The sequence below is a fragment of the Methylobacter tundripaludum SV96 genome (genome assembly GCF_000190755.2).
GTDB classification, from domain to species: domain Bacteria; phylum Pseudomonadota; class Gammaproteobacteria; order Methylococcales; family Methylomonadaceae; genus Methylobacter_A; species Methylobacter_A tundripaludum.
This window is the reverse complement of sequence record NZ_JH109153.1, coordinates 319,675-344,363: the sequence shown is the minus strand read 5'-3', so window position 1 is coordinate 344,363 and position 24,689 is coordinate 319,675. Positions and strand designations below refer to the sequence as shown.

28 protein-coding genes are annotated in these 24,689 nt (G+C 50.0%); 6 read left to right on the top strand and 22 right to left on the bottom strand.

Annotated features, from left to right (window positions below; translation table 11 throughout):
- Window positions 1–293: 293 nt before the first annotated feature.
- The 3 genes from METTU_RS14640 to METTU_RS14630 all read right to left on the bottom strand — a co-directional run bounded on the left by METTU_RS14640 (window position 294) and on the right by METTU_RS14630 (window position 2,161).
- On the bottom strand, window positions 294–914 hold the full coding sequence (locus tag METTU_RS14640; RefSeq protein ID WP_006892534.1) for a glutathione S-transferase family protein: 621 nt from the start codon (window positions 912–914) through the stop codon (window positions 294–296).
- Between the two features lie 32 nt (window positions 915–946).
- On the bottom strand, window positions 947–1,399 hold the full coding sequence (locus METTU_RS14635; protein WP_040580853.1) for a hypothetical protein: 453 nt from the start codon (window positions 1,397–1,399) through the stop codon (window positions 947–949).
- Between the two features lie 216 nt (window positions 1,400–1,615).
- Window positions 1,616–2,161: a flavodoxin gene (locus tag METTU_RS14630; protein ID WP_006892532.1), complete on the bottom strand. Its 546-nt coding sequence runs from the start codon at window positions 2,159–2,161 to the stop codon at window positions 1,616–1,618.
- Between the two features lie 326 nt (window positions 2,162–2,487).
- On the opposite strand from METTU_RS14630, the gene METTU_RS14625 reads away from it, so the two are divergent.
- The gene (locus METTU_RS14625) at window positions 2,488–3,300 is read left to right on the top strand and encodes a symmetrical bis(5'-nucleosyl)-tetraphosphatase (RefSeq protein WP_006892531.1); all 813 of its coding nucleotides are present in this window, start codon (window positions 2,488–2,490) and stop codon (window positions 3,298–3,300) included.
- A 639-nt stretch (window positions 3,301–3,939) separates the two neighbouring features.
- Here METTU_RS14625 and METTU_RS14615 read toward each other — a convergent pair.
- Window positions 3,940–5,154 (bottom strand): right-handed parallel beta-helix repeat-containing protein, encoded by a 1,215-nt coding sequence (locus tag METTU_RS14615; RefSeq protein ID WP_006892529.1) that lies wholly within the window; start codon window positions 5,152–5,154, stop codon window positions 3,940–3,942.
- Window positions 5,155–5,618: 464 nt separating this feature from the next.
- Between METTU_RS14615 and METTU_RS14610 the strand changes: the two genes are divergently transcribed.
- The 3 genes from METTU_RS14610 to METTU_RS14600 all read left to right on the top strand — a co-directional run bounded on the left by METTU_RS14610 (window position 5,619) and on the right by METTU_RS14600 (window position 8,603).
- Window positions 5,619–6,125, top strand: a complete 507-nt coding sequence (locus METTU_RS14610; protein ID WP_006892528.1) for a hypothetical protein — start codon at window positions 5,619–5,621, stop codon at window positions 6,123–6,125.
- Window positions 6,126–6,268: 143 nt separating this feature from the next.
- The gene (locus METTU_RS14605; protein ID WP_006892527.1) at window positions 6,269–8,107 is read left to right on the top strand and encodes an ABC transporter ATP-binding protein; all 1,839 of its coding nucleotides are present in this window, start codon (window positions 6,269–6,271) and stop codon (window positions 8,105–8,107) included.
- Window positions 8,108–8,189: 82 nt separating this feature from the next.
- Window positions 8,190–8,603: a hypothetical protein gene (locus METTU_RS14600; protein ID WP_006892526.1), complete on the top strand. Its 414-nt coding sequence runs from the start codon at window positions 8,190–8,192 to the stop codon at window positions 8,601–8,603.
- A 147-nt stretch (window positions 8,604–8,750) separates the two neighbouring features.
- On the opposite strand, the gene METTU_RS14595 is transcribed toward METTU_RS14600, so the two are convergent.
- The gene (locus METTU_RS14595) at window positions 8,751–9,761 is read right to left on the bottom strand and encodes a hydrolase (protein WP_006892525.1); all 1,011 of its coding nucleotides are present in this window, start codon (window positions 9,759–9,761) and stop codon (window positions 8,751–8,753) included.
- 79 nt (window positions 9,762–9,840) lie between these two features.
- On the opposite strand from METTU_RS14595, the gene METTU_RS14590 reads away from it, so the two are divergent.
- Complete coding sequence (locus METTU_RS14590) at window positions 9,841–10,344, top strand: alpha/beta hydrolase (protein WP_006892524.1); 504 nt, start codon at window positions 9,841–9,843, stop codon at window positions 10,342–10,344.
- Window positions 10,345–10,419: 75 nt separating this feature from the next.
- A complete protein-coding gene (gene trxC / locus METTU_RS14585; protein WP_006892523.1) occupies window positions 10,420–10,851 on the top strand; it encodes a thioredoxin TrxC in 432 nt (143 codons plus the stop codon).
- 14 nt (window positions 10,852–10,865) lie between these two features.
- Here trxC and METTU_RS14580 read toward each other — a convergent pair whose 3' ends face one another.
- The 17 genes from METTU_RS14580 to nifE form a co-directional block, all read right to left on the bottom strand.
- Entirely contained in the window at window positions 10,866–11,276 is a 411-nt protein-coding gene (locus tag METTU_RS14580) for a hypothetical protein (protein ID WP_006892522.1), read from the bottom strand.
- Window positions 11,277–11,381: 105 nt separating this feature from the next.
- On the bottom strand, window positions 11,382–12,095 hold the full coding sequence (locus METTU_RS14575) for a dinitrogenase iron-molybdenum cofactor biosynthesis protein (RefSeq protein WP_006892521.1): 714 nt from the start codon (window positions 12,093–12,095) through the stop codon (window positions 11,382–11,384).
- A gap of 1 nt (window position 12,096) precedes the next feature.
- Window positions 12,097–12,549, bottom strand: a complete 453-nt coding sequence (locus METTU_RS14570; RefSeq protein WP_006892520.1) for an ankyrin repeat domain-containing protein — start codon at window positions 12,547–12,549, stop codon at window positions 12,097–12,099.
- Window positions 12,549–12,857, bottom strand: coding sequence for a thiosulfate sulfurtransferase GlpE (locus METTU_RS14565; protein WP_006892519.1), 309 nt, complete (start codon window positions 12,855–12,857; stop codon window positions 12,549–12,551). Before METTU_RS14565 ends, METTU_RS14570 begins: the two co-directional genes overlap by 1 nt.
- A 411-nt stretch (window positions 12,858–13,268) precedes the next feature.
- A complete protein-coding gene (locus METTU_RS14560) occupies window positions 13,269–14,996 on the bottom strand; it encodes an ATP-binding protein (RefSeq protein WP_006892518.1) in 1,728 nt (575 codons plus the stop codon).
- Between the two features lie 148 nt (window positions 14,997–15,144).
- On the bottom strand, window positions 15,145–15,714 hold the full coding sequence (locus METTU_RS14555; protein ID WP_006892517.1) for a hypothetical protein: 570 nt from the start codon (window positions 15,712–15,714) through the stop codon (window positions 15,145–15,147).
- 446 nt (window positions 15,715–16,160) lie between these two features.
- Window positions 16,161–17,126, bottom strand: coding sequence for a DUF364 domain-containing protein (locus tag METTU_RS14550; RefSeq protein WP_006892516.1), 966 nt, complete (start codon window positions 17,124–17,126; stop codon window positions 16,161–16,163).
- Between the two features lie 5 nt (window positions 17,127–17,131).
- Window positions 17,132–17,506 (bottom strand): hypothetical protein, encoded by a 375-nt coding sequence (locus METTU_RS14545; RefSeq protein WP_006892515.1) that lies wholly within the window; start codon window positions 17,504–17,506, stop codon window positions 17,132–17,134.
- A complete protein-coding gene (locus tag METTU_RS14540; protein ID WP_040581239.1) occupies window positions 17,503–17,970 on the bottom strand; it encodes a hypothetical protein in 468 nt (155 codons plus the stop codon). Before METTU_RS14540 ends, METTU_RS14545 begins: the two co-directional genes overlap by 4 nt.
- Window positions 17,971–18,002: 32 nt before the next feature.
- A complete protein-coding gene (locus tag METTU_RS14535) occupies window positions 18,003–18,356 on the bottom strand; it encodes a (2Fe-2S) ferredoxin domain-containing protein (protein WP_436969957.1) in 354 nt (117 codons plus the stop codon).
- A gap of 138 nt (window positions 18,357–18,494) precedes the next feature.
- On the bottom strand, window positions 18,495–18,812 hold the full coding sequence (gene fdxB, locus METTU_RS14530; RefSeq protein ID WP_006892512.1) for a ferredoxin III, nif-specific: 318 nt from the start codon (window positions 18,810–18,812) through the stop codon (window positions 18,495–18,497).
- Between the two features lie 14 nt (window positions 18,813–18,826).
- Entirely contained in the window at window positions 18,827–19,039 is a 213-nt protein-coding gene (locus tag METTU_RS14525) for a CCE_0567 family metalloprotein (RefSeq protein ID WP_006892511.1), read from the bottom strand.
- 10 nt (window positions 19,040–19,049) lie between these two features.
- Complete coding sequence (locus METTU_RS14520; protein ID WP_006892510.1) at window positions 19,050–19,523, bottom strand: NifX-associated nitrogen fixation protein; 474 nt, start codon at window positions 19,521–19,523, stop codon at window positions 19,050–19,052.
- 246 nt (window positions 19,524–19,769) lie between these two features.
- Window positions 19,770–21,128 carry an IS1182 family transposase gene (locus METTU_RS14515; RefSeq protein ID WP_006889238.1) on the bottom strand — a complete coding sequence of 453 codons (1,359 nt, stop codon included), beginning with the start codon at window positions 21,126–21,128 and terminating at the stop codon, window positions 19,770–19,772.
- A gap of 188 nt (window positions 21,129–21,316) precedes the next feature.
- Window positions 21,317–21,748, bottom strand: coding sequence for a nitrogen fixation protein NifX (gene nifX, locus METTU_RS14510; protein ID WP_006892509.1), 432 nt, complete (start codon window positions 21,746–21,748; stop codon window positions 21,317–21,319).
- Between the two features lie 44 nt (window positions 21,749–21,792).
- On the bottom strand, window positions 21,793–23,190 hold the full coding sequence (gene nifN, locus METTU_RS14505) for a nitrogenase iron-molybdenum cofactor biosynthesis protein NifN (RefSeq protein ID WP_006892508.1): 1,398 nt from the start codon (window positions 23,188–23,190) through the stop codon (window positions 21,793–21,795).
- Window positions 23,183–24,679 (bottom strand): nitrogenase iron-molybdenum cofactor biosynthesis protein NifE, encoded by a 1,497-nt coding sequence (gene nifE / locus METTU_RS14500; RefSeq protein ID WP_006892507.1) that lies wholly within the window; start codon window positions 24,677–24,679, stop codon window positions 23,183–23,185. Before nifE ends, nifN begins: the two co-directional genes overlap by 8 nt.
- Between the last annotated feature and the right edge of the window lie 10 nt (window positions 24,680–24,689).

Sequence of the window (24,689 nt, the reverse complement as noted above, 5' to 3'; positions counted from 1 at the left end):
ATTTGTGCAGGGATCCAGGTTACATGGACGTATACAGCTCGCCATCCATGGCACTGGATACCCGCTTCCCGGCGGGTATGACGGCTTATGTAAAGACGAGTGCTCTCCAGTCTGGGGCGCTCCGACGTCTCGAACCGCAGAGCGGTTCAGGCTGCATTCCCACGCAGCGCGTGGGAACGAGGGGGAATATCCTCTGTAGGGCATGCTTTGGGAGCTAAGGCGCGCACGGCACGCCCTACGCATGGGTCACAGCTCGTTATCTATTATCAAACCGCGTTTTTGAGGTTTTTAGGCTAATCCAAACGATAGCCTTCCTCCATCAAGACGCGCCTTACCACCGGGCGTTCAAGCATCAAGCGATAGTGTTTCAGGCAATTTTTCGGCAGCGTAATCCCGGTTTTGTAGGCCCAAAATTCGACATAAAACAAAGCTGCATCGGCGATGCTGAAAGAACCCATGACATAGCCTTCAGCCGGTAAACCGTCATTAATGACGGCAAAGCCTCGCGTAACGATGTCCATGCCTTGAGCTCTAGCGGCTTCAAAATCGGCTTCGTTGACCGCGAACCGGTCGGTCGTAAAAATTCTGGCAAAACCCTGGCCGTGAACGGTGCCGACCACGTAATCCATCAACTCGATAACATGCGCGTCGCCGTCCGGGTCGTCGGGCAACAGTTTGGCTTTGGGATAGCTTCGCGCCAGCCAATAGGCGATCGCTTGAAATTCCGTCAATGCAGTGCCGTCGTTGCGCACCAGCGTCGGGATGGTGGCTTTCGGGTTTACGGCAAGATAGTCCGGCGTATTTTGATCCCCAGCCATTAGATTCACGAGATGCGCTTCGAAAACCAAGTCGAGTTCTTCCATTAAAATATGGATGCCTGTCGAGCAGGAGCCGGGCGTTAAATACAATTTCATTCGATTTTCCTGTGGGGTTTGAACGGACTGCGTTACCGGCATTCCAGAAAGTGGGTATTAACCGTTAAAGCAAAGTTTTGCCAAAGCCCGGCGATGTCCCGCATCACCGCGTTAAGGTAAGTTTTGTCCGGTTTGTGTTCGTCGGGGAAGTTGGATAATGCGCAGGAGGTGCGGTGTTTATCGACGACAAACAGTAAGAAGTCGTCGGTGAAGCCGTTGAACGCGCTTAACGCTTGCCTGGTTAAATCGGATAATCCTTGATCAACCGGGCTTGCGGCGCTATCGAACGGCAGCGTTTTTACAAAGGCCAGTGCTTCGTCATAAGCCTGTTCCAAAACGATCAGCACATTGCGTTGCAAGCAGCCGTCCCATTGTTGCCGCGAAAGGTCTTGGGCAAGCAACTGCACGTATTGTTTTTGCAACACCGGCTTTCGTTCGGCGATATAGCGGCGCAATTGAGCGATGCTGTCGGCGTTGGTTATCATTAATGTCCTTCGGTTAAATGCATAGCTATCTATACAACTTTTTTGTATTATAAATACAATGAGTTACAAAGCAGCTTGGCTCCCTCTCCTGCTGGAGAGGGTTGGGGTGAGGAGAATAAAAACAACCCTTTATATCCCCCTCATCCCAACCTTCTCCCTCAAGGGAGAAGGGGCCGGTACTTGTGTAGATACTTATGGTTAAATGCGACGGAAGCATTAATTTAATTTCTCCAGCAAGCCCGGCTTAATCTGTTCCAGCCAGCCGATAATCCGGGTTGTGGTCATTTCGGGTTGGCTATGATGATCCAGCACCAGGCCGACAAACTTATTGTCGATAACCGAGTGCGAGCGGCTGAAATGGTAGCCTTCGGTGCTCCAGGCTCCGATAACCTCTGCGCCGTAAGCAACACAGTGCTGATACAAATGAATCAGCGAACTGGCAAAGCGATCGTAATATTTCTGTTGATTGCCCAAACCGAACAGCGCAATTCGCTTTCCGGACAAGTCGGCATCATCGAGGCGGAATAAAAACTCTTCCCAGTTCCCCTGTTCACTGCCTGTGGTTCTGCCGGGCAATTCTCCGACCCCATAACTGGGCGCTCCCAGAATCAGGGCTTTATATTGCAATAATTCCGACACCTTGGCCCGATTCACATTAGCCGGTTCGCTGGCAATGTCATCGCCTAAAACCCGGTACATGATCTGGGCCATCGCTTCCGTCATGCCTGTCTCTGTGCCGTAAAATATTCCGATCTTGTTCATAATGAAACCCAAGTTAGTCGTCGATTAATGCACAGCAATATTTAAACCAACACCTAGTTTATTGAGTGGAAGCGGCCGTTGGCGCGTTCCGGAAGTAAACCTGCTTAGAGAGCCGTTGGTCATCTTAGTAACAATACGGCCGAAAAGTGGGCGGGTTTGTTACAAAATAACGACGCACCAGGGTGGGTTGGACACGATCCAGCGTTTGTCATCTCCTCGCCCTATCAATGACTTATGCTTATTTTTCACGCTTTCAAGCAATGCGCTACATGTCTGGCATCATAATTGATGCTTTATAAGCACTATGGATTTGGAAGCTGAACATTATGACCACCTACGCCATCGGCAATGTAAAAGGCAATTACCGGTTACTGGTAAAATTACTGGAGAAAATCCAGTTTGATCCGGACAACGATTGCTTATGGTTTACCGGTAATTTAGTCAATGAAGGGGCTGAGTCTCTGGCTGTACTCAGGTTCGTCAAGGACTTGGGTAAAAAAGCCGTTACGGTGTTGGGCAATCAGGAGTTGCACTTGTTGGCATTAGCGGAAGGTTTCGCACACCCCGAAGCGGGCGATACGCTGGATGACATTCTTAACGCCCCGGATCGGGACGAACTGTTAAAGTGGCTGCGTCGCCGGGGCTTTATTCATCACGATTCCAAACTCAACTTTACCCTGGTGCATGCGGGCATTCCTGCTGAATGGAGTTTTAGCCAGGCGTTAACCTTTGGCTATGAAGTTGAATCGGCATTATCGCAAAATAATTACATGGCTTTACTCGAAAACAGGGAGCAAGGCCAATCCCGTTGGCATGCAAAACTCAGGGGGTGGAAACGGCTGAGTTTTATTATCAATGCCTATACCCTGATGAAATATTGCGACGAGCAAGGCAAACTGGATTTCAATGCCGGCGGTGCGGTAGGAACTCAAGCGGAGGGTTTGCTGCCTTGGTACCGGCTGCCCGACCGTCTTACGTCCAATTTGAATATTATTTTTGCCGATGATGCTGATTTTGAAGACGACATTTTTCCCGGCATTTATCCTTTATCAAGCCAAGGACAGCTATCCGCATTGAAGTTGGCGGTAAGGCCTGAAAGAATCAGCATAGCCTGCTCGGAAGAGCTATTGGGCAAATAAGTGATCGGAATGCCCGGTTTATTTACGTGATAATGTTATGCGGGATGTTTTATCTCTCTTTTGACTGGGTATTAAAAGTTATCGCATATCTTCTTGCAAATATGACTAATGATGAGTTTTAAACTTTACTCAAAATCATAGAGCATTGTTATTTATGTTAACTCCGAGGTAGTTCGCTATGACAGCTAACGACCCATTGCAAGCAGTCAAATTTGTTTTAAAAACAAGAAAATATTTAAATGAACGGCCGATCAAAACATTAGACACTTCTCATCTTCCGCCAGCTAAGACTAAAAACTGTCAGAGGTGATCATAAATCAAACCAGCAAAGTGTTACGCGAGATAGTTCGGCTTTATTGTTTGGCACCCAAAAACGCCCTCACGATCAACATGAGGGCGTCATGAAAGCTCATCTCATCGCTAGACGACGGGGTTCAACTCGAAGGAATTTTTCTTCGTCAAAAAAAATTGAAAATACTTATCCTTATAAATGAGGAGAGCCTCTAAAAACCGCGCATTGTCAGTCTCTAATTTCGAAAAATTTTGCGACACAACCGGGCTAAGTGGGAGCACCGTCCACCGCCCCACTAGCATTCCGCCTTCGGGGTGTTTTACAGATACCCTCATGTTTTCTGGCTACTAGTGTCTGTGCCTCAATTGGCCAGACGCTGATGGTGCCTTGGATATGGCGTCCTGCAAGACAGACAGGGAGCGGGCGGATATGGAATCTGGCCGGACGGTAAGGGGCTCGCCGACACTGATGCTACATATCAAACCTACGCATTGCTCTGGATTTTCGTTGGACTCGGCTATATTACCTCCGCCATCGGTGACGCCCTGCACGTCGAATCCGAGATCAGCATTTCTGTCGGCGCGGTTGTTCGATAGCACCACACCGGCGAGACCGTCCGGGTAAGGGATAGACTGATTCCCAAAGACTCGCAGAGTGGCTCGAGCAGTTACTCCATCGTCATCAGGCTCGGCGCCATCAGGCAAACCCGTGAGCGAGTTAAAACCGTTACGGTTCAGACGATTACCGCTCACGTTCGTATTCTGAGCAGGACATCTTAGTGGCACAGATGAGTCGTCGCAAACAACCTCGATAAGTGCCCCGGAGTGGCTGCTGCGGCTTATCTGATTCCCTATGATCTGGTTTCCCTCAAACGCAGGAAAGATGCTTGTACTTTGGGGGAGCGCAAGCATGTTGATGCCCACCCTGTTCTCCCGGAAGATGTTGTGGCGAATCTTGTTGTTGTTGACCCCTCCGCCGTCTTCGTCCCAGAGATTGCTCCCCCGAATGTTGCCTACGAAGTTGTTGTGCTCAATCAGCACACCATTGCTTTTTTGGATACTGATTGCCCACCCATTTCCGGTGAACTTCGAGTTCCTCACCGTCCCGCCGTCACCGTAATAGAAAGACAGGGCGACATGGGGGATGTTTGTAAGGGTACTGTTCTTTACGGTGAAGTTGCTTCCAGCTTCAATAAAAAATCCGCGGGGTGCGCCGGCGCTTGTGATCGCGAGGTTCAACAGAGTCCCGTGATCGCCGAATGCCCAGTTGATGCCGTTGGTTTGGAGTGCCCCATTACGTATTGTGAGGCGGTCGCCTTCGACTAAAATAGAGCCTGTTGTGAGGGTGAATCCATTAAGGCTGAAAAACTTATTGTTCTCATGCCAACGGAAGCCGGTGTCGCAGGTTGTATCTTCAGTGAGACTATAACCACCTTGGACAACGATTACTCCCGGGCAGTCCAAGGGTGTTTGGGTGTCTGCATGCGCAAACGGTACGAGTAACATGAGACACCCGAAGGTTGCTAAAAAATGAAAGACTGTGTTTTCGTATTTTGTTTTCATGCTTTATTTTCCTCTAAGTATCGCCCCGTAAAGCAGTGGGCGGGCTGCTAACAGCCCCAAGGCTGCCTTTCGAACTGCTTCTGATTGTGCATGAATTTCCTATTTTTGAATTATTGGTTATTTCGAAAAATCATATTAGGTAGAGCGACTTACGATGTAATTGAGCTAGTTACCCATGAATTACGGTGAACTCATCTAAATTAAGTACGGTTTACAATAACCCTTTTAATAGCAATTACAATACGTACAAATACCCCCTGAGGGATGAATTGTTTGCGCCTAGTGACGGAAATCACTCAGCTCCATCCTTAAATTCATATTCACAGTCCTGTTTTGGCTGAAAGTCGGCATTACCCCTTTCAATACCCGATACTAACAACTGCAACCCGGTTAGGTAATTGATTGCTTTGGATTTCTGTCCTGTCGGGTGTTATAGTCCGAGAAAATTCACACAATATTTGATCATGATCGGATTTATTCTTTGCAGCGTGTCTCTGGCGGCTCTGGTACAGAACCAAAACCAATTTCTACCGCTACTTGCCACGCCGGTAGCTTTGGGCGTCGGCTTGGCGCTGATGGCTGCCAGTTTGCTGGCGGGCTATTTTAAAAAAGCCCCCACCGTTATCTGGCACGACGGATTTGCCACCAGCGGCCTGTTAGTCTGGTATGCATACTGGATGCAAGAGTTCAACTACGATGCGCCGATGTTCTTTTTCTTCCCGCTGTATTTCGCGTTGTTAACCTCAATCGTGACGCTAACCTTGATCAACAAGAGTGAATATTTCGACCTGGAATCTATCCGGCACCTGCGACACCTGGAAAAAAACAGCTATTTTAATATCGGTACGATTGTGGTGTTTGTGCTGATTAGTCTGCTGATTACCCGCCACTACATGCTTTACCCGATAGCGATGACGTTTTTCATAATCCGTCATACGATGACCGCCTGCCTGGAAATTATCGACAGCTGATACGTTTGTTTGCAGGGCAGGGCGAAGCCATTTGCAGGCGCGCCGGTCTCTTATTCTTCCAATGATTTAACGCGACGCCGGAAAGCCTGCAAGGCCGCACTTTCCATTATAATGTCGGTTCTTTCCTGGATATTTCTTGAACCATGCCTAACAACGCGCCCTTTCAACGAGCCGCAGACGCCCCGCCTTTGCCCACCGGTATTGTTAAGTTTATTGTGTACTGCTTAGCCGGTTTTCGCGGCTGGATTTTCCTGATGATGCTTTTGGAAACCGGGCAGGCGGCATGCAGTATTCTGGTGCCTTATGCGATTAAAGCCATTATGGACGGCGTGACCCATTTGTCAGGCGCGACGGTGCTGGAAAGTCTACGCGGGCCGTTGTTGCTGTTGGCGGGTTTGAACGTGGCGGAAATCCTGTTTAGCCGGGGGAGCGGCGCGGTATTGATTATCATGGGGCCGCGTTTGCGTCAGCGCACTACAAAAGCCTTGTACGCCTATCTGCAATATCATGCGCCGCGTTATTTCGGCAGTCATTTTGCGGGCGCTTTGGCCCATCGCATCAGCGAAACGGCGATGAGCGTCAATCACACGACATGGTCGGTGCTGTGCGATTTCTGGCCCATTCTGGTCACTTTCGCGGTTTCTATCGGGCTGCTATTCAACGTGCATCAAGGCTTGGGCCTGTTGGTCGCGGGCTGGGTGTTCGCGTATGTGAGCCTTTCATATTGGCTGGCGACGCGCTGTCAGCCTTATGCGCAGGGTTACGCGGCGACTCGCAGCCTGGTAAACGGCAAGATTGTCGATGCGGTGACCAACATCCTGAATGCCAAGTTGTTTGCACGCTTGCATTTTGAGCGGGAGTTTCTGGACGGTTTTTTGGAAACGGAAGTCCAGGCCGGGCGTCGCACTTTTTGGTATATGGAACGGGTGCGCTGGTTCCAGTTTACTGCCGCCGCCATGCTCAAAGTCGGCACGGTGTACTATGCGTTGACGTTGTGGGACAGTGGTTTGATCGGTGTCGGCGATTTCACCATGAGCATCGGGCTGGCTTTACTGATTATCAGCGATGCGCGCAATCTGACCCGGCGCTTTTTGGAGTTTTTCGAATATGTGGGCAATGTTGCAAACGGTGTGGAAACCATCGTTCAGCCGCATGAAATTGTCGATGTGCCGGGCGCGTTGCCGCTGGAAATCAGCCAGGGCCGGATTGAATTTCGTAATGTGTGTTTTAGTTATGAGCCAGGTCAGCCGGTGTTCGACGGCTTGAATGTCGTCATCGAGCCGGGGCAGAGGGTCGGGTTGGTCGGCTTTTCCGGTTCCGGAAAATCGACTTTCGTCAGCCTGATGTTACGCAACTATCAGCTGCAAAGCGGCAGGATCCTGATTGACGGCATGGATATTCAGCAGGTTTTGCTGGATTCGCTGCATGAGCAGGTGAGTTTAATCCCGCAAGACCCCAGTTTGTTTCATCGCAGCCTGAAAGAAAACATCGGTTACGGTCGCTTGGCGGCGGATGATACAGCCATTGAGGCGGCGGCGCGCATGGCGCATGCCGATGAGTTTATCAAGGTGATGCCTGAAGGTTACGATTCCTTGGTTGGCGAGCGCGGGGTCAAATTATCCGGCGGCCAGCGTCAGCGCATTGCGATTGCACGGGTGATGTTGAAAGATGCGCCGATTCTGATTCTGGATGAAGCCACGTCCAGTCTGGATTCGGTCACCGAGCGTACCATTCAGGAAAACCTCGACCGCGCGATGGGCCGCAAGACGGTCATTGCCATTGCGCACCGTTTGTCTACGATTGCGCATTTGGACCGGATTTTGGTATTCGATCAAGGGCGCATCGTAGAAGACGGCGGACATGATCAACTCTTGGCGCAACAGGGTGTTTATTATCGTTTGTGGACTATGCAGGCAGGCGGTTTCCTGCCGGAACGAGAGGAAAGCAACCCGCTGAACGGTTCAGCATCGAACAAGGATTAAACGAATCATTTTGTTAATGACCGGTTCAGATTCGCTGTAGTATTCTTTAGCCTCAAATCACAATTCATTGAAGGATGCTCACATGCGAAACAAAGCGATTTTATTCGGTTCATTTTTATTGGTTTCCAGCTCAGTGTTTGCCGAGCAGGGTTTGCTCGAAGGTGTGGCAAAACAAGCGGCTAAAGATACCGCTACAGTCGTAGCGCCGGACGCTGTTAAAAAGGCCGAGTCTGCCAACCAAACGCTGGAAAATGCCAAAAATTTAAAAAAAGGCGTAGAAAACGCGCCTGATGCGGTTAAAGATCAATTGAAAGAAACGCTGAAGGAATCAGTTGAGAAAAAGGTCGATCAAGCAACGCCGGAAGAGACAAAAAAAGCCGTTGAAGTATTAAAAGCCGGTAAAGAAAAGGTTGAAAGTGCGCCCAAATCCACTAAGGCAGTCAAGAGCAAAGTTAAAGCAAAAGCCGCTGAAAAGGCGCTGGATCTGTTGCGTTAATCTTCGACTAAGGTCGGCTTTATGTCGGGTAAAAAAATGCGTATGAGTCTGTCAATGCGCGGCATAAATGATCTTGCTTTCCCTGAATGGCCGCAGCTAAATCTGCGGCCATTTTCATTTTTAAGGCCGTATCCGTATTAGCGGGCCTTACGCTTTACTTACACTTGCAACGGCGTATCTGATCAAAAATTCCGGTATCCGTTGTTCCAGCCAATACTCCGGTTTAAAGGGGATTAATCCTGAGATGAAGCCTACATGACCGCCGTGTTGGGTCAATTCCAATTGTACACAGGGCGATATTTCATTCAGGTTGGGCAGCACTTCTTGGGTCATAAACGGATCGTCAACGGCCTGGATCACTAACGTGGGCACCGAGATCGATTTGAGATATTGCCTGGAACTGGAGCGTCGGTAATAGTCGTGTACATCGTCAAAGCCATGCAATTTGGCTACGACCCGATCGTCGTATTGCCAGAACGACTTGATTGTCGACAAATCGCCCAGTTCCTTGATCTTCATGGCTTCTTGAGCTTGACCTATGCTTTCAAGATGCAGCAGTTTGACGCGCATATAGGCTTTTAACTCTCTCAGTAAATTGAAGCGATAGAAGGTTGAAAAACCGTTATCCAGTTTTGTCGAGCAAATTCCCAGCAGCAACGGCACCGAAACCGCGACCGCGGCAAACAGATTTAACCGGTCGCCTTGTTCGCCCAGCCACTTTAAAAGCACATTGCCGCCTAATGAAAAACCTACGACGCCTAAAGGCGTTTCGGGTTCGCGTTGGCGCAAAGTTTGATACAGAAAATCAATATCTTCCGTTTCGCCTGAATGATAACAACGCGCTTTGTTATTGGATGCGCCGCTACAGCCGCGGAAATTAAGCGCGGCACTGCGAAAGCCTTGTTTGAGCAAGACGCTTTGCAAACCTTTGATATAGTCCGATTGCGAGCTGCCGGTTAAGCCGTGGATCAGCATAATCAGCGGCTGGTTACCGGTTCCGCAATAATCGATGTCGATAAAATCATGATCGGGAGTCGTTAATCTTTCGCGGCGATAATCGGGCGGATTAGGCGTTGTTCTTAATAAGGCCGGATAAAGCGTCTGTAAATGGCTGTTGCATAACCACCAGGCGGGCTTGAAGGTTGTTTTGGTAAGCATGGGCTATAGAATTCCGTAACAAGGATGCCTGATTGTAATACCATTCGCGAACAATCAATTAATCTTGGCGGTTACCGATATGAAAAAAGTAGTTATTTACAATCACGGGAAAGACAGCATACCTTGGGGCGAGAAGACCGTGCAATTTGCCGAGGTTGCCAAAAGCTACGGCTATGCGTTTGAAAGTCCGGATTACCAAGAACATTCGGATCCTGATAAGCGGGTCGAGCAACTGCTGGCGATGGATTTATCCGGCTACGATGAAGTCGTATTAATCGGCTCCAGCATGGGCGCTTATGTTGCAACCGTGGCCTCGGAATCGATTAAACCCAAGGGACTTTTCCTGTTGGCGCCCGCGTTTTATCTGCCCGGCTACCGGCAAACCGAGTTTACACCGACGGCTGAAGATATTCGGGTATTCCACGGCTGGCAGGACGATATTGTTCCGCCGGAAAATGCCTTTCGGTTTTGCCGAAAGTACCGCGTCCGTTTGAATCTATACGATACCGATCACCGGATGCTCAGTGCGATGCCACAGTTAATTGATGAATTCAGCCGGTTCTTGGCAGGGTTTGGCGGGTGATGACTTTATAAAGTTGAGTTTTAGAGCTGACGGCCTCATATCGTCAATAACCAAACTCAACAACAAGGCCATCCCATGACTACTTTGCACATTGTTTGCCCCCATTGCCATGCGGTAAATCGTATAGCGTCCGAGCGCTTGAGCCAACATCCCCGTTGCGGTCAATGCAAAGAGGCTTTGTTTACCGGGCATCCTTTGGAATTAACCGGCCGCAATTTTCAACAGCACATTGCCCGTAATGATATTCCTGTGGTGGTCGATTTCTGGGCGTCCTGGTGCGGGCCGTGCAAGATGATGGCTCCAGCCTATGCCCAAGCGGCTGCTGCACTTGAACCCAAGGTGCGTTTGGCCAAACTCAATACCGAGCAGGAACAGGATATTGCCGGGCAATTTAATATTCGCAGCATTCCTACGCTGGTCATATTCAAATCCGGCCGCGAAATAGCCCGCATGTCAGGCGCGATGAGCGCTGCGGATATTGTGCGCTGGGTCAACAGTAACGTTTGAACCCGGTACATAGCCTACTTGTCTTCGGCACTTTCGATTTCCTTTAAAAATTGGGCGACCCAGTGTTTGACGCGCGGCAGGCAGTTATTTAGCGAGGCCTGTTTTTCCGGGATAGCGAAGAAATCGGGTTCATGAAGGTAGGGGTTTTTGATGCTGCCGACATCGATGGCATCGTGACTGAGATCGACTATACGTCCGCCGATGATATTGTATTGATGCTGATAGTGGCCGCAGATCGAGCCGCCGAACACCTGATTCATGAACAGGCTGCCGTATTTGCACGATCCGGAAAGATCGGCTGGAGGAAGCACATGCCGTTCGGCAGCCTGCTCGCACCATTTACGAAACACAAAAATCTTGGCTTGCGCGAAACGGTCGTAGGAATAGGCGAGTTGCGCCTCCCGGTCTAAAGTCCAATCTGTCATGTTAAGGGCCTAAGTGAATTACATAGCGGCCCTCCACGATGGATTGGAGGGATAGAGGAGCGGGTAGGGCGGTTTTTTGTCCGCCCTACTTGAGTTCAGTGCGTCTTAACAAACCTCATCATGCGTAAACCTGACCCGTTCTTCAGCCGAGCGCCCCAGGGCTTTGGCAAACCACGGCGGCGGCGCATCGAAGACTTTTTGAAATTCCTTTAACTGATCGACCGCTTCGGTGACATCGGGGATCTTGATCGGGTAAATATCGGCGCGTATCACTTTAGCCGCCGCCGGGCCGCCGATGGATTGCACGAACATGACATGACAGTCTTTGATCAAATTGGCGCGAAACAGGTTTCTGTCCTCGCTGCTGTCGGCTTCAATCGTCGAGCGTATATCAACCAGTTTGTAATCATCCTGCGATAACTGATAAACCAGAAAACGGATGCAGGAACCGAAATGCCCGTTAATCAACGCGCCGCTGTTTGAACCGATGGCGACGCGGATAGAGTCCGGCATATCGCCGTCTTTATAAGGCAATATTTCCGGCAGGTCTTCATCTTCGGCCTCGTCGCCCCACAGGTAACGCACCGCCAGTTTGATATTGGCAAGACCGATGCCGATGTCCTCGCCGTCCTCTTCGCCGTCCAGGCTGCCTAAACCGGTTTTAAGATTGGTGACGGTGATGGATTTTAATTTTTCATCATCCAGCGGCGAGCCGACTCGCTCGTGTAATATTTCCAGCAGCCTGGGTACGTCGATACCGGGCAGGATGCGTGAGGCTAAGGCAATGCGTAAGGCTAGTTCACGGGGCAATGCTTCCATTTTAATCTCCTGATTTAACAAGCTTGGATAATAATTTGAGTATTTTTCGGGTGGAGGCTAAATCCAGCGCAGTGAAATCGTCGTGCGATTTAAGGTCTGGATCGGCGCCGGCCGCCAATAGTTGTTCGACAACTTTTTCCCTGCCGCTGGATGCCGCAAAAATCAAGGCGGTAGCGCCGGAGGCGGAGTTTTGATGATTAATATCGACGCCTGCCTGAATCAGGGCATCGATACAGTCGCTGTTATCGGCATAACACGCCGCCCACAATGCGTTATTGCCGTATTGATCGATAACGTCCGGCGCTGCATTCTGTTCGATCAAAAAACGGACTACATCGCTACGGCCTTGCCGGCTTGCCAATATCAACGGATAAATGTTGTCACTGTTCTTTAAAACCGGCCGGGCTACAGAGAAATAGTTGTTTTGCAACCAATCCCGTATTTCAGGCTTCATCACGCTTCCTGATGTTTTTCTTTCCAGCCGGAATAACCGCCTTCCAGACTATAGACATCCTTGAAGCCGAAATCGCTGAAAAATTCGGCAAGGTGCTCGCTGGCATGGCCGTAATAGCAATAAATCAACAGGCTGCGCTGCTTATCGCCGCGCTTAACCAATGAATCTTTTAAGCCTTCATGAACGTGCAGAGCGTCTTCCAAATGTCCCGCCCTGTAATCTTTCATGTCCCTACAGTCCAGGATCATAGGCTTGGACTCTTTAATCAATTGTTCGGAATCGGCAATGGAGATTGTTTTGTATTTCATGGCAGTTTAATGACTCGGAAGGTCATTCCTCAACAGGATGCGAAGGTTGTAGTAAAACTAACAATAAAATAGATTTTGTTACTATTAAATGTCGTTAGTGGCTCTATTTGTTAGCGTTAAGGGCTATATAGATGCTATACAAATTACTCTAGCAAATTAGTTGCCATAATTTTGAACAGTGCGCGCTTTCTGGGGTTGGCGAGATATTTCAGGCAAAAAAAAGCGCCCTAGTCGAGAAAATAGGGCGCGGAAGGTACAACGCTCAGGAAAGGCTATGCAAACGAAACAAACTATGTAAATTATATATGCAGTAATAGTGCCAACATTTAATTCTCTTTTATTTCAATTGGTTGAGTCTATTTTAGTGATAACCACTATAACATTTGCACCAAACGCAGCTATTTGTGTTGGTTAACTGCCCTGATTTAGTGCACTTTCTGCGGACTTTTCCAGATCCATGCCCCGGAATATCGAGCAACGCTTGAATACATCCAAGGTCGGCGTTACTTTTTTGTGTTGGCAAAACTTGGCGACCAGTTTGGAAAGCCCTTTGATATCGCGGCCTGTCGCTTCCGGGAAGCTATCCACTAATTGATTAATTAAATCAGCATCAACATCCAGCTCGAATTGCTCGATCATGACCTGCCAGATTCGGCGGCGTGCATCGGCGTCCGGCGGATAATACTTAATCAACGCGATACAACGGGAAACAATGGCTTCATCAATGTCATCCACACGATTGGTGGTCAAAAACAGCAAGCCGTTGAAATATTCAAGCACCCGTAGAAATACCCCGACGACCGCATTCATCGCGATATTATTGTCGCGCCGCTTGATGTAAACATCCGCCTCGTCGATCAGCATCACCGCGCCCCAGCGCTGAGCGCGGGTTAATACGTCTTTTAAGGCTTTTTCCATCTCGCCGACGTTGAGTCCCAATTGCCCGGAATGCACGCGGTACAGCGGGCGTTTGATAATTTCGGAATAGACTTCGGCAGTCAAGGTTTTACCCACTCCGGCTGGCCCTGCGCACAGCACCGTGGTGCCGCCCGACTTGCCTTCAATAATGTCATCCATCAGGACATCCATTTCGGCGGTAAGAATATCGATCAGATCAATCTGTTCTTCGCGAAGAATCAGCTTTTGTTTTAATTCCGGTTGATAGCGATAAGGCTTGATGTCATTCACATGCACCCATAAATGATGATGCAGTTCCAGATGAAACATCAGCAGGTAGCAATGTACCGGCAGCTCGGTAAACAGGCCTTTGGGGATTTCTTTTTCCGATGCTTCAACTTCATTTTCGATCTTGAGGTCATAGCGATTGCTTTTGGCGGCTTTGCGTAAATACTTGGCAAGAATGTCGCCTTTGGCATCCACCGATAAGGCGCGCTCGCTGAGGATGCTTTCATCATTAACCAGGCGCGCAGTCCCGCCTTCGGTAGACAAAACCACGACATCCTTGCGCGCCCAATCGGTGCTGCGATGCGAAGCGGTGGGATCTTCGGCATAAAATCCGGTGCCTTTGCCTAAAAACTGTGTGCCGGACTGGCCGCACCATTCGAAATAACGTCCGGCGGCATCGTCATAAGTGGCGATAAGTTCAGGCGTTTCTTTAAGAAAGCCTTTGGCGACGAAAATTTCCGTGACCGTTTTATCGGCAATGTCCCGGGCGCGGATAGTAAGGGTTGAGGTCGCCACTTTACCTTTGGCATTGGCTTTGAGTTCAAGCGTGACCCGTCCGGTTTCTTCCTCGCCCGAAGGCGTAAAGTCCAGCCGGGTGACCACGTAGGCCATGGGTTTTCCGGCAACGTTGGTCTGGAATAACCAACCGCGTATCGCGTCATTGATAAGATAACGGGCAATTGCGGGTAGCAGCAGTTCCAGGTCGTGTTCTTCAAACTTGACGGTATCGTCGTTCATCGCTTTTTGCAGCGTTGAAAGCAACGCGACATGGCCTTGCATTTCAGTCCCGGCATTTTTGTAAAGCGACTGCAAAAAACTCAGCTCGGTGTTGGACAGTTGCTTGAATGACACCTCGGCTTTATTGCCGAAACGCAATTGATCATTCAATGCCGCCAGCCCCGGAAACTCACTGACCATGGCTTCGACATACTTGCGCTCAATCTGAAGTTTCATAGGATCTCTCTATCAATGCGTTGAATAATGAAGCGGGGTGGCTGTACAACACTGACGGGCGTTTAAATCCCGGCAGTGTTGTCAGCATCAGTGAAAAGCGGAAAATTATCTTTTAAGCAGGAGGTTCAGAAGGGCAATAATCACAATCTTAAATTGCGCCTACTGCCGCGTCTTTAATCACTTCGATAGTGTTGTCTTCGGCTTCGGCAAATGAAACGAGCGGCGTCTTCGGGGTATACGATTTGGCTGCCGCGTAAGCGATGGCGACCTTATCTTCAGCGGATTGACCCTTCAGCTCGCTTTTCTCAATATATAATTCTTCGAGCAATTCATTCCAGACCAAGCCTTCCTTGAAAGGCATTAATTTATAGGTAACGCCTTCCAGTTCGACCTGCAAGCCTTTACCGATATTTTCTACATAGATTAAAGCGATGCAGTCTTCGGCAAGATCGGCTTTATATTTTTCGACAAGAACGGGTAACAAATCGAGCGTAGGCAACAGGCCGTTGATAAATTTGATCTTGTCGTTTTCAACGATCAAGGCTGAATGAATCAACAAGGCTTCAGGCGGTCTGCGGTCGGTTGTTGAACCTTCGCGTAGCGATCCTTCTTTTAAAACCAGGTCGCCGCGATAAGCATAAACACCCGCAGTGCCGGTTTGACCGTTGACCAAAGTGACAGTTAATAAGCCTTTATCTTGATAGGTTTCGAGTAGCATTGTTTTTTCTCCGGATGGGTAATGTGTAAATTTTAGTATTAACCTTGATAAAGCAGGGTTTATGCCATGTTAGAATGTCGCTATATATTTATTTAAAAACAGCAGGGTAGGAGTGTTTTTGTGACTTGATTGTCGTGGTTATAGATGTTTAACCTAACAACTCAAATTTATTTTGTACGTAATTGTCGTAAACCATACATTTCAGTGAGGGGATCGCTGGTGTGCTGGTGTGCTGGTGGGCGCTAGTTCCCAAGCTCCAGCTTGGGAATTCGGTGTGGGAAGCTCCAGCTTCCCGTCTCGCGAAGCTAAAGCTTCGTCATCTGGGTTCCCAAGCAGGAGCTTGGGAACCAGCGTATTTCTTAACTTAATGGCAGTGACGCCGGAGCGTGGGAACGATATAACTTCGTGTTCTTCGTGTCTTCGTGGTGAAAAATTTTTAGCTTGCATTAACTCGATTCGGGGAGCGCGTTGCTGACATCCCACAGCCGCTTATAACTGCTATCCATACGCGAAAGCTTGGCCGTTACTTGATTGAGCCGGTTAAATTCAGGAAACCGGCCTTTGTTGCCGGTGCTGTACCATCGCTCCATAGCCAGGGTCAGCAGCTGTCTGCTCGTATAGTCCTGAGCTATCTGGCTCTTCAGCCACATCATGCTGTTACCGGGCGTTAAGTCGACAATCCGGTAACGCACCGCATCGTCAAAAATGCGCACCCCGCCGCCTTCCGCCGCAGTTTGATGCAGCTTTACGGGATCAATCACTTCAACACCGGCCAGATAGTCAATGCCGAATTCATGCAGTTCGGGCAACCACGGCACGGTCGGGCCCATCAATACGGTGGTGGCGTGTTGAGCAAGCTCGGCCAGACGCGGGAAAGTTTTATTGGTAATGGAACTGGCCGTTAAAAATACCCAGTCGGCGTCGGGCAATAAAAATTCGCAGGCGGGATCGGGATAGTCGCCCGGCATGGGCTGCCGTTCGATGATGCTGAGGTTGACCTGGTCGGCATAGCGTTCAATGCCCGGATAACGGCCGATAACAACGACTTTTTTGCCTTGCAGCCGGGGCAGGAAATGATCGAAAACAGCCAGATTGGCGCTGTCGGGAGCTGGCAACAGAGTTATGCCTGACGGCAGTTCATAGCGGTTTAAGCTGCAATTAATAGCCGCCATGGCAACCGTCGCCTTGTAAGGCTCCCAATCGGTAATCCATCCGGCCAATTCCGCCAATGTTCTACCGGCCAAGGTACCCGGCCACGATAAGGTGCGGGTGGGAAGGCCGGGGCTCATCGCCAAGCCTGTATGCTGTGCTTTACAAACCGTCCAAACCGGACCGATGCTTAATTCGGTGACTTGCGTATCGCTACCGGCATAATCCAGCAACAGCTCATAAATTCGCGCCGGATTTTCCATAGCGGCTATTCGGGCATTTCCAGCAACTTGGCTTCGGATTTAATCTGTTCGGCTTTGCCCCAGGCGGTGACGCCCTCGACAAAGCGACGGGTCTTGGTCGGATGCGGCTTGACGACATCGTACTCTGCGTAAAAGGTGCCGTCGCTATTGAACTGAAGCCTGCCGATGCGCTGTTTTTTAGGCTCATCGTACCAATAGCAGGCTAAGTTATCCGCTCCGGCATAAGGGTCTTTGATGAGTACAAAATCGGCATCATCGTAGCGCGGATAGTGACGAATGTCCGCTTCAGTAAAACCCAGTTCGTTGATTTCTTCAGTCAGCCGCTGACAGACGCATTCAGCCAGCTGACGGTTTATAGCGATGTGTTCGGATAAATTCATGACTCGGTAATCCCCGCGGCTAAATCCATAATGACCGACGCGCCCGAAAGGTCTTTGGGGTCCAGTTGTTGCAGGTGCGACAAAACAAGCTGCGCGTCAGTGGTAAAACCTTGCCTGAGCTTGATAAATGCTAAGGCCTTCAGTGTGTACAAATAAAACAAGGTGCTGTCATTGGCATACAAGTTCCATTCTGGCCGGCTTTGAACCAGTCTACGATAGTCGTTGGGAAAGCCGCCTTGTTTTGCCGCCTCTTCCAGACCTGCCAAAACAATCCGTTCCGCATCAACGAGACGCTTTTGAAAAAAATAAAACTTATACAGCGCAAAATAGGTTTGCAAACAATGGCTGTCCAGCGATTGCGCTTGTAAAAACAGGTTTTCCGCGCGGCTCGGGTCAACCGAGCTTGCGGCGACCGCCGCTTGCAGAAGATTATTAACTTCGTTGGGCATATTCGGGCTAAACATCACCCGTTCCTCTACAAACGCAACTGAGCCCATTACCAGATCTCGGCAGGAACCATCAGCTCGGCAACCGGTTCGCCGCCGAGCAGATGCTGCTCGATGATGGTTTTTACGTCATCTTTTTTCAGCTTGCCGTACATAATCCCTTCAGGGTAAACCAGAACGCTGGGACCCATCATGCAAGGCCCCATGCAGCCGGTGTTGGTCAGGGCGATTTTTTCAAACAGGTTGCGGGCTTGAATTTCGTTCATGAATTCATTCATGATTTCGGCGCAACCGCTGCTGGCGCAGGAACCCCTGGGATGTCCCTGCGGACGGTTTTGGGTGCATACAAATACATGTTTTTCGGGTCTGGGCATGATTGTGATCCTTTTAAAAAAATTATTCAGCGGTTAGAAAATGGAACGCAGATGCCAAAAGTAGGCGCCTCTAGGCGACGCTGATAATTATGATTAAATAAGATTTTATCTGTGTTCATCATATTCATCTGCGTCATCAGCGTTCCATTGCGATTGATGGCTGAGCCTTTACGCAGCTTGTTTATGTTCGTGGGTAAAACAGCTTTTTGGGCACACTTTGGAGCACGCTTCGCAGCCGATGCAATCGAGTTTGTTCTTTAAACTCATGACCATGCTGTTGTCGTCATCGTCTTCAAAATCGCCGTAATCGTCATCAAAGTCATCCGGGTCGAGGGCTTCGGCTTTTTCCACCAAATCGAAAACATCGCGCGGGCAGACTTTAAAGCAGCGGCCGCAACCGATGCAGGTTTTTTGATTGATGTCGGTGACGTAAGCGGGCGTCCACTCCGTGCCGCCAAAGGTAACGCCGGTTACAAAATCAGACATGGCTATTCTCCTGCTCAGGCCGCTTCAGTTTGCGCGGCAATTAGTTTTTGGTTGGCTTCATCCCAGGCTTTGCAGGCATCGTAAGTCGCTTGGGCGATACCCAGCAGATCACCGTATCCTTCGGGCAAGCTGTCTTCAATTAGGTCATGCAATACCATCGCTTGCTCATTGGCCAAGCGTTTGGTCTTTTTGACTTCTTTTTCCAGTTTTTTCAATTCTTCAGACATAAGCGCCTCCTTAGTCGGTTGCAGCCGCATTGTATTTTTCGATTAATCCCAGCGCTTTTTCGATGGTTTGGTCGCTTTTTTCGCGCAGGTCTTCCAGGCTTGAGAAGCCGAAACGATGGGTATCGCGCAAGATTTTATCGACCACAATCAGCTTGCCGACCATGATTAACGCGCGGCCAAAGCCTTCGTGGCTGAGATGAACCATCGGTGCAGCCATCAGGCCGGTTTTTTTCTCAATCAGCGTCGCCAATGAGTTGTAATAGGCTTTTAAGCGGGCAATGGTGATTTCATCAGGATCGCCGATCACCGGGATGTTCTTTTTGCGTTCTTTGGTCAGCACGATAGGGTCGATGATTTTTGCTTCCGACCAACCTTCATAGGTATCGTAAGTATCAATCGCGCGTAATTGTTTGATCATGTCTTTGACGATGTCGGAACCTAGATTGGTATCGTCTTCTTGTACGACTAATGCAGCAATGGCCATGTTTATTTCTCCGTTAAGTGATAAATTTATTCTCGTTCCCACGCGCTGCGTGGGAATGCGGTGTCGGACGCGCCGCGTCCCGTGTTTAAGCAACATGCATTTCTATATGCTACCCCTAGGAGGCTGTCGGATTAATAGAGCGAGCCTCCCCACTTAATCACGATTAAAATTTAAAAAAGTGGTTTATTGGGATTTTTAATGCCCATAGTTCTGTTTTATGGGCAGCTCAATGCTCTTTTTCCTCTCTCACCCTCTTAATACATGCATTCTTTTTAAATTCCAGCCTATACAGACTAAATTCCATTCACTTTGGACGGATTCCAGGCCTCGAAGCTGGAATTGCCTGAATCCCTGGACGTGTTTAATGATGCCAAACACGGTTTCGACAGTAGATTTTCGCTTGCCGTAGAGTGCTTTGCCCGCTTTGGTTGTTAAGCGATGGGTCATGGCCTCAACCGGCGGTAAGGTGCTTTCGCCTATTTCCGGCTGATGCTGAAACCGGGCGTCAAGGGCTTGGTTATGGCTTTGCCGCTTTTGGGCGATGTACGGTTTTATCTTTGCATCAGCACACGCCTTTACATTGGCTTGGCTGAAGTAGCCGGTGTCGGCCAACAGGTTGTCAACACTCCCCAAGCATTCCGGGAGCTGTTCCAGTTTGGCTAAGGCCGGTTCGATTTCTTGTTTGTCGTTGGTGTGTTGGGTGATGTGATGAGCAACGATCAGGTGGGTGGCAATATCAACACTGGCTTGGGCGTTATAGGCTTGTTCAAAACCATTAGGGGTCGGCATGATGCGGGACTCTTCATCGGTCAGGCTGACTTGATCTTTACCTTGAGGCGCATCGGTAGGCGCTTGGGGGGCTTTGCCGCCCATTTTCTTGCCGGTTTCACTCAGGTGTTGTTCACGCTTAGCCTGCTTTTCGTCATACTCGGCCTTTTCTTGCGCGTAACGCGCCTTGGCACGGGCCTGGATTTCCTGTTTGGCTTTGGCAATCACTGCTAAACGGTCTTGGCGGCGTTTGAGTTCCTTGGGTACATCCATGTCTTCTGGAAGCGGGGAATTGTCGGCGGCTTCAGCCAGTTTCATCAAGGTTTCAACTTCCTGTTTGAACTGGGCTTCCAGTTGATTGGCGTAATCCCAGCTCAAGGCTTTATGCTTGCTGGCATTGGCTTTAATCTTGGTGCCGTCCAGGCTCACCGTACCCAGCTTAAGCAGCCCCAAGGTTTGTGCAAGTACCAATATCTCGACAAATAGGCTTTCGATCTCTTTGCCAAAGCGCTTGCGAAAGCTGTTGATGGTGTCGTGATCTGGGTTTTCGTTGGCGCAGATGTATTTAAAGGCCATCGAGTCATGAGTGGCTTTCTCCAGTTTGCGACTGGAAAATACGCCGGTCGCGTAACCGTAGAACAGCAACGCCAACAGCATCGCCGGATGATAGGGGCGCTTTCCTTTGCCCGCATAGACGGCTGATAGCGTCCGTAAATCCAGTTGATCGACAATCTCGACAACAAAACGGGCCATATGATCTTCAGGCAAATAATCCTGAACACACGGGGGCAGAATGTAGGGGGTATCGCGATCAATCAGGATGAATTGGGTAGCCATTTTTGTTTTTTGATTTGGTGTTTCGATAGGGTTATTTTAACACTTTTTGCACTGCTAAATCCGACAGTCTCCTAGGCGGGACGGGGTTTGCAACCCCGTTCCTAACGTTTCCGCTATATACCAAAGCAAAGTGGTTACGCTAAACGTTTCGGACGGGGCAACATGCCCCGCCCGGCGTTGATGAAATATCACTCATCCCAGCCTTCATCTTCCATTTGATTAAAGCGCTGAGGATCGGGACTCTTATGCTGATTAATCGCCTTTGCCAGCCAACTGGAGGGCCCAGCTTTCATCTCATTTTGCAGGTCAACGATCAGGTCTTTAATCTTGCCGCCTTCATGGACCTTGACCGGCTGTATGTTTTTGGTGATCAGTTGGTTAATGGCCGAACCGCCAATGGCTTGGCAATACACCGCCGCACAGCCATCCAGTAATTCGATCTTGACCGACAGCTTATCTTCATTGCCGTCCTGGCTGAGTTCGCCGAATTGGGCGGCTTCCAGCAATTGCGCGTCGTCCATATCCACCGCATAAATCGCGAAGGATTTGGCCGAGCCGAAATGTTGGTTTACCGTTTCCATATCGGTCGTGGCAAACGCTATTTTTAATGCGGTTTCCATAAACTTCCTCTCATCAGTGCTTTGCACTATGTGCATGCGTCTTGTTAATGACATGACAGCGGGTAGTCTGTTAGTTCGCTGGCGGGTTTTTGGGCGTACACCGAGCGGTAAATCGGAATTTCTTCATGCGAAAAATTGATGACCAGGTTGGCCAGATCAAACAGCGTTTGCCGGGAGCCGCGATAACCGATCCAGGTTTTCTGGTAGCCGCCGATAATGTCGTACAACGGGAACCCGGCTCTCAAAATAGGCGTGCCCAGCCGTTCGGCGGTATCGACAGCGTGAGAATTGCCGATCACCAGTTGCACCTTGTTGGCTTTGCCGATCAATTCCATGTCTTCAAGGTCGCCTATTTTGATGCTGGCGACGGGGATTCGCGCCAACAGCGGCACGTTGCAGGAAGTGACCGCGGCAACGACTTCCGCACCCATTTCCTGAACCTGATCGACAAACGCATTCAGTAAATCCGCATCGGCGGCAATGGCGATACGTAATTGGCCGAGCATAAAATGCGTGTCGAGCATGGCGTCCTGTAACTGCGAGCGCTGCCGTTCAATGCGCTCAGGCACATCGTGACCGCTGATTTCAGCCAATGCGGAAATCAATGCATCATTGGCTTTCAAGCCGTAAAGATGATCGAGGGCATAGGTCGGTACGCCGGTTTTTTGTTCCAGCAATTCCGCCGCTTTGGTTAGCGATGGGCCGATAACCACCGTCGCCAGCGCATCGCCGAGCGTCGCCATTTCAGATATCAGGGTGCCGCCGATAGTGACAGGGCTGAAATCTTCATCGGTCAAACAGCCGTCCAGCGAATCGGAAATATCCGGTACGAAAACCGGCCTGAGCTGGAATTGCTCGAAAATATCCCGAAGCGCTTCGAGATCGCCTGGTGTCAGCATGTAATTGACCAGGACATTGACCTGGCGCTTTCGTTTGCCGGGATAAGTTCCGGCCTCCTTGGCATCCGGTACCAAAGCGCGAATAATTTCAGTCAGAGTCGCCGCAAAACCGGTTTCGACGCTGCCGGTAAAATCCGGGGTATTAACCGCGACAACTGCAATATCGGCAAATTCCGGATTAGCTTCCCTAAATTCCCTGACATTCCGGTGTACATCAGCGCCTTGTGTTTCTGCCAAACCGGTAGTCAAAATAGTAATCAGGGCAGGGCGGGATTTTTCGGCAATGGTAAGAATGCCCTCGCGCACATTTTCGTCCGCTCCCATCACCGAACTGCCTTGATCCATTGCCGTACTTTGCAACGGAATAGGTTCCCTGAAGTGGCGTACAAAAAACACTTTGGCAAATGCGGTGCAGCCTTGCGAGCCGTGCAGCATCGGCATGGCGCGATTAAAACCCAATGTCGCCAGCGAGCCGCCTATCGGTTGGCTGGCTTTCAGCGGATTGACCGATAGCGCTTTGTTTCTTTTCAGGATGTCAGCCATTGCTCGCCTCCTCGTCAATATTTGATACTGCTGAATTAAGAGTGGGAGCTCCTTCTCCCTGAGGGAGAAGGTTGGGATGAGGGGATTCAAATAAGCTTTTTTCCTTATTTTTGACTTTCCACGGCGCAGGCGCTCTAACCGCCTCCCATACCGGGCTTTCAATCGTCAATGCCAGTTGGCGCACCAGCTCCAGCATGCCTTGGTAGCCTTCATAACCGAATTCGCGTTCCTGGTTAATATCCAAAAACGGAACCTTGGCTTTCAACGCGGTGTACATGTTGCGACCGCCGGCGATCAGGATGTCGGCCTTGTAGTCATGGACGATTTTCAGCAATGCTCTTGGGCTGCCGTCGTCGATCATCACCGTATCTTCGCCCATCAATTCACGGATTCTGGCCTTGTCTTCTTCGGTGGATTTTTTGGTGCCGGTCGCAACCACCACCATGCCCAAATCCTGCAACGCGGAAATCACCGACCAGCTTTTTACGCCGCCGGTAAACAGCAACACCCGTTTGCCTTTCAGGCGCGCTTTCCACGGCTCCAGTTCTTTCCTGATCCGGGTTTCTTCGCGCTGTATCAGCGCCTCGGTGCGTTCTGTTAAGTCGGCATCGTTAAGCACTTTGGCGAAATCTCTTAACGATTGGCTGGTGTCGGTAATGCCGTAGTAACTGCCTTCAAACCACGGCGTGCCGTACTTTTGTTGTAATTTACGAGCGACGTTGATCATCGCTTTCGAGCAAACCATCATATTGACTTCGGCTTTGTGCATGGTTTGCACTTCGCGGAACCGCGCATCGCCGGACAGTGTGCATAAGATGCGCAGACCCAGTTCATCGAACAGCGGCAACACATGCCAGAACTCACCGGCGATGTTGTATTCGCCGATCAGGTTAACGTCATGGATCTTTATTTCCGCGCGTTGAACGGTTAACGGCAAGGGGTCGGGATCGCGGGTGCCGATCACATGATTAACCATGGCGTCGCCGGCAATGCGGTTGCCCAGATTCTTGGTGCCGTAAAATCCGGCAGAATCAATCGGCACCACCGGAACGCCCCAGCGCTCCTGGGCGGACTTGCACACCGCGTTAATGTCATCACCGACCAAGGCCGGGACGCAGGTGTTGTAAATAAACACGGCGGGCGGTGAGTAAGTATCTATCGCTTGCTTGATGGCATGGAACAAGCGTTTTTCCGAGCGTCCCATCACGATGTCCTGCTCAGTCAAATCGGTGGTCATGCCGATGCGGTATAAATCCGCTCCGGAAGAGCGCGTGCCCCGGTTGTCCCAGGAACTGCCCGCACAAGCAATCGGCCCGTGGACGATATGCGCGACATCGGCAATCGGCAGCAATGCAATCTGCGCACCGTCAAAAGCGCAGCCGCCTGCAGAAGCGCCGGGTTTGGGTTTGGCGCAACCGGATTTTTCCTTCTTGTTATGCTCACAGGCAGGTTCGTCCAGCAGCGCGGCAATGTCTTTAGTTGATTTCATCGGCTTGACC

Bases quoted from the DNA above. Each gene is read 5' to 3' on its own strand.
- METTU_RS14640 (WP_006892534.1), bottom strand. From the start codon at position 914: ATGAAATTGTATTTAACGCCCGGCTCCTGCTCGACAGGCATCCATATT.
- METTU_RS14635 (WP_040580853.1), bottom strand. From the start codon at position 1,399: ATGATAACCAACGCCGACAGCATCGCTCAATTGCGCCGCTATATCGCC.
- METTU_RS14630 (WP_006892532.1), bottom strand. From the start codon at position 2,161: ATGAACAAGATCGGAATATTTTACGGCACAGAGACAGGCATGACGGAA.
- METTU_RS14625 (WP_006892531.1), top strand. From the start codon at position 2,488: ATGACCACCTACGCCATCGGCAATGTAAAAGGCAATTACCGGTTACTG.
- METTU_RS14615 (WP_006892529.1), bottom strand. From the start codon at position 5,154: ATGAAAACAAAATACGAAAACACAGTCTTTCATTTTTTAGCAACCTTC.
- METTU_RS14610 (WP_006892528.1), top strand. From the start codon at position 5,619: ATGATCGGATTTATTCTTTGCAGCGTGTCTCTGGCGGCTCTGGTACAG.
- METTU_RS14605 (WP_006892527.1), top strand. From the start codon at position 6,269: ATGCCTAACAACGCGCCCTTTCAACGAGCCGCAGACGCCCCGCCTTTG.
- METTU_RS14600 (WP_006892526.1), top strand. From the start codon at position 8,190: ATGCGAAACAAAGCGATTTTATTCGGTTCATTTTTATTGGTTTCCAGC.
- METTU_RS14595 (WP_006892525.1), bottom strand. From the start codon at position 9,761: ATGCTTACCAAAACAACCTTCAAGCCCGCCTGGTGGTTATGCAACAGC.
- METTU_RS14590 (WP_006892524.1), top strand. From the start codon at position 9,841: ATGAAAAAAGTAGTTATTTACAATCACGGGAAAGACAGCATACCTTGG.
- trxC (WP_006892523.1), top strand. From the start codon at position 10,420: ATGACTACTTTGCACATTGTTTGCCCCCATTGCCATGCGGTAAATCGT.
- METTU_RS14580 (WP_006892522.1), bottom strand. From the start codon at position 11,276: ATGACAGATTGGACTTTAGACCGGGAGGCGCAACTCGCCTATTCCTAC.
- METTU_RS14575 (WP_006892521.1), bottom strand. From the start codon at position 12,095: ATGGAAGCATTGCCCCGTGAACTAGCCTTACGCATTGCCTTAGCCTCA.
- METTU_RS14570 (WP_006892520.1), bottom strand. From the start codon at position 12,549: ATGAAGCCTGAAATACGGGATTGGTTGCAAAACAACTATTTCTCTGTA.
- METTU_RS14565 (WP_006892519.1), bottom strand. From the start codon at position 12,857: ATGAAATACAAAACAATCTCCATTGCCGATTCCGAACAATTGATTAAA.
- METTU_RS14560 (WP_006892518.1), bottom strand. From the start codon at position 14,996: ATGAAACTTCAGATTGAGCGCAAGTATGTCGAAGCCATGGTCAGTGAG.
- METTU_RS14555 (WP_006892517.1), bottom strand. From the start codon at position 15,714: ATGCTACTCGAAACCTATCAAGATAAAGGCTTATTAACTGTCACTTTG.
- METTU_RS14550 (WP_006892516.1), bottom strand. From the start codon at position 17,126: ATGGAAAATCCGGCGCGAATTTATGAGCTGTTGCTGGATTATGCCGGT.
- METTU_RS14545 (WP_006892515.1), bottom strand. From the start codon at position 17,506: ATGAATTTATCCGAACACATCGCTATAAACCGTCAGCTGGCTGAATGC.
- METTU_RS14540 (WP_040581239.1), bottom strand. From the start codon at position 17,970: ATGTTTAGCCCGAATATGCCCAACGAAGTTAATAATCTTCTGCAAGCG.
- fdxB (WP_006892512.1), bottom strand. From the start codon at position 18,812: ATGTCTGATTTTGTAACCGGCGTTACCTTTGGCGGCACGGAGTGGACG.
- METTU_RS14525 (WP_006892511.1), bottom strand. From the start codon at position 19,039: ATGTCTGAAGAATTGAAAAAACTGGAAAAAGAAGTCAAAAAGACCAAA.
- METTU_RS14520 (WP_006892510.1), bottom strand. From the start codon at position 19,523: ATGGCCATTGCTGCATTAGTCGTACAAGAAGACGATACCAATCTAGGT.
- METTU_RS14515 (WP_006889238.1), bottom strand. From the start codon at position 21,128: ATGGCTACCCAATTCATCCTGATTGATCGCGATACCCCCTACATTCTG.
- nifX (WP_006892509.1), bottom strand. From the start codon at position 21,748: ATGGAAACCGCATTAAAAATAGCGTTTGCCACGACCGATATGGAAACG.
- nifN (WP_006892508.1), bottom strand. From the start codon at position 23,190: ATGGCTGACATCCTGAAAAGAAACAAAGCGCTATCGGTCAATCCGCTG.
- nifE (WP_006892507.1), bottom strand. From the start codon at position 24,679: ATGAAATCAACTAAAGACATTGCCGCGCTGCTGGACGAACCTGCCTGT.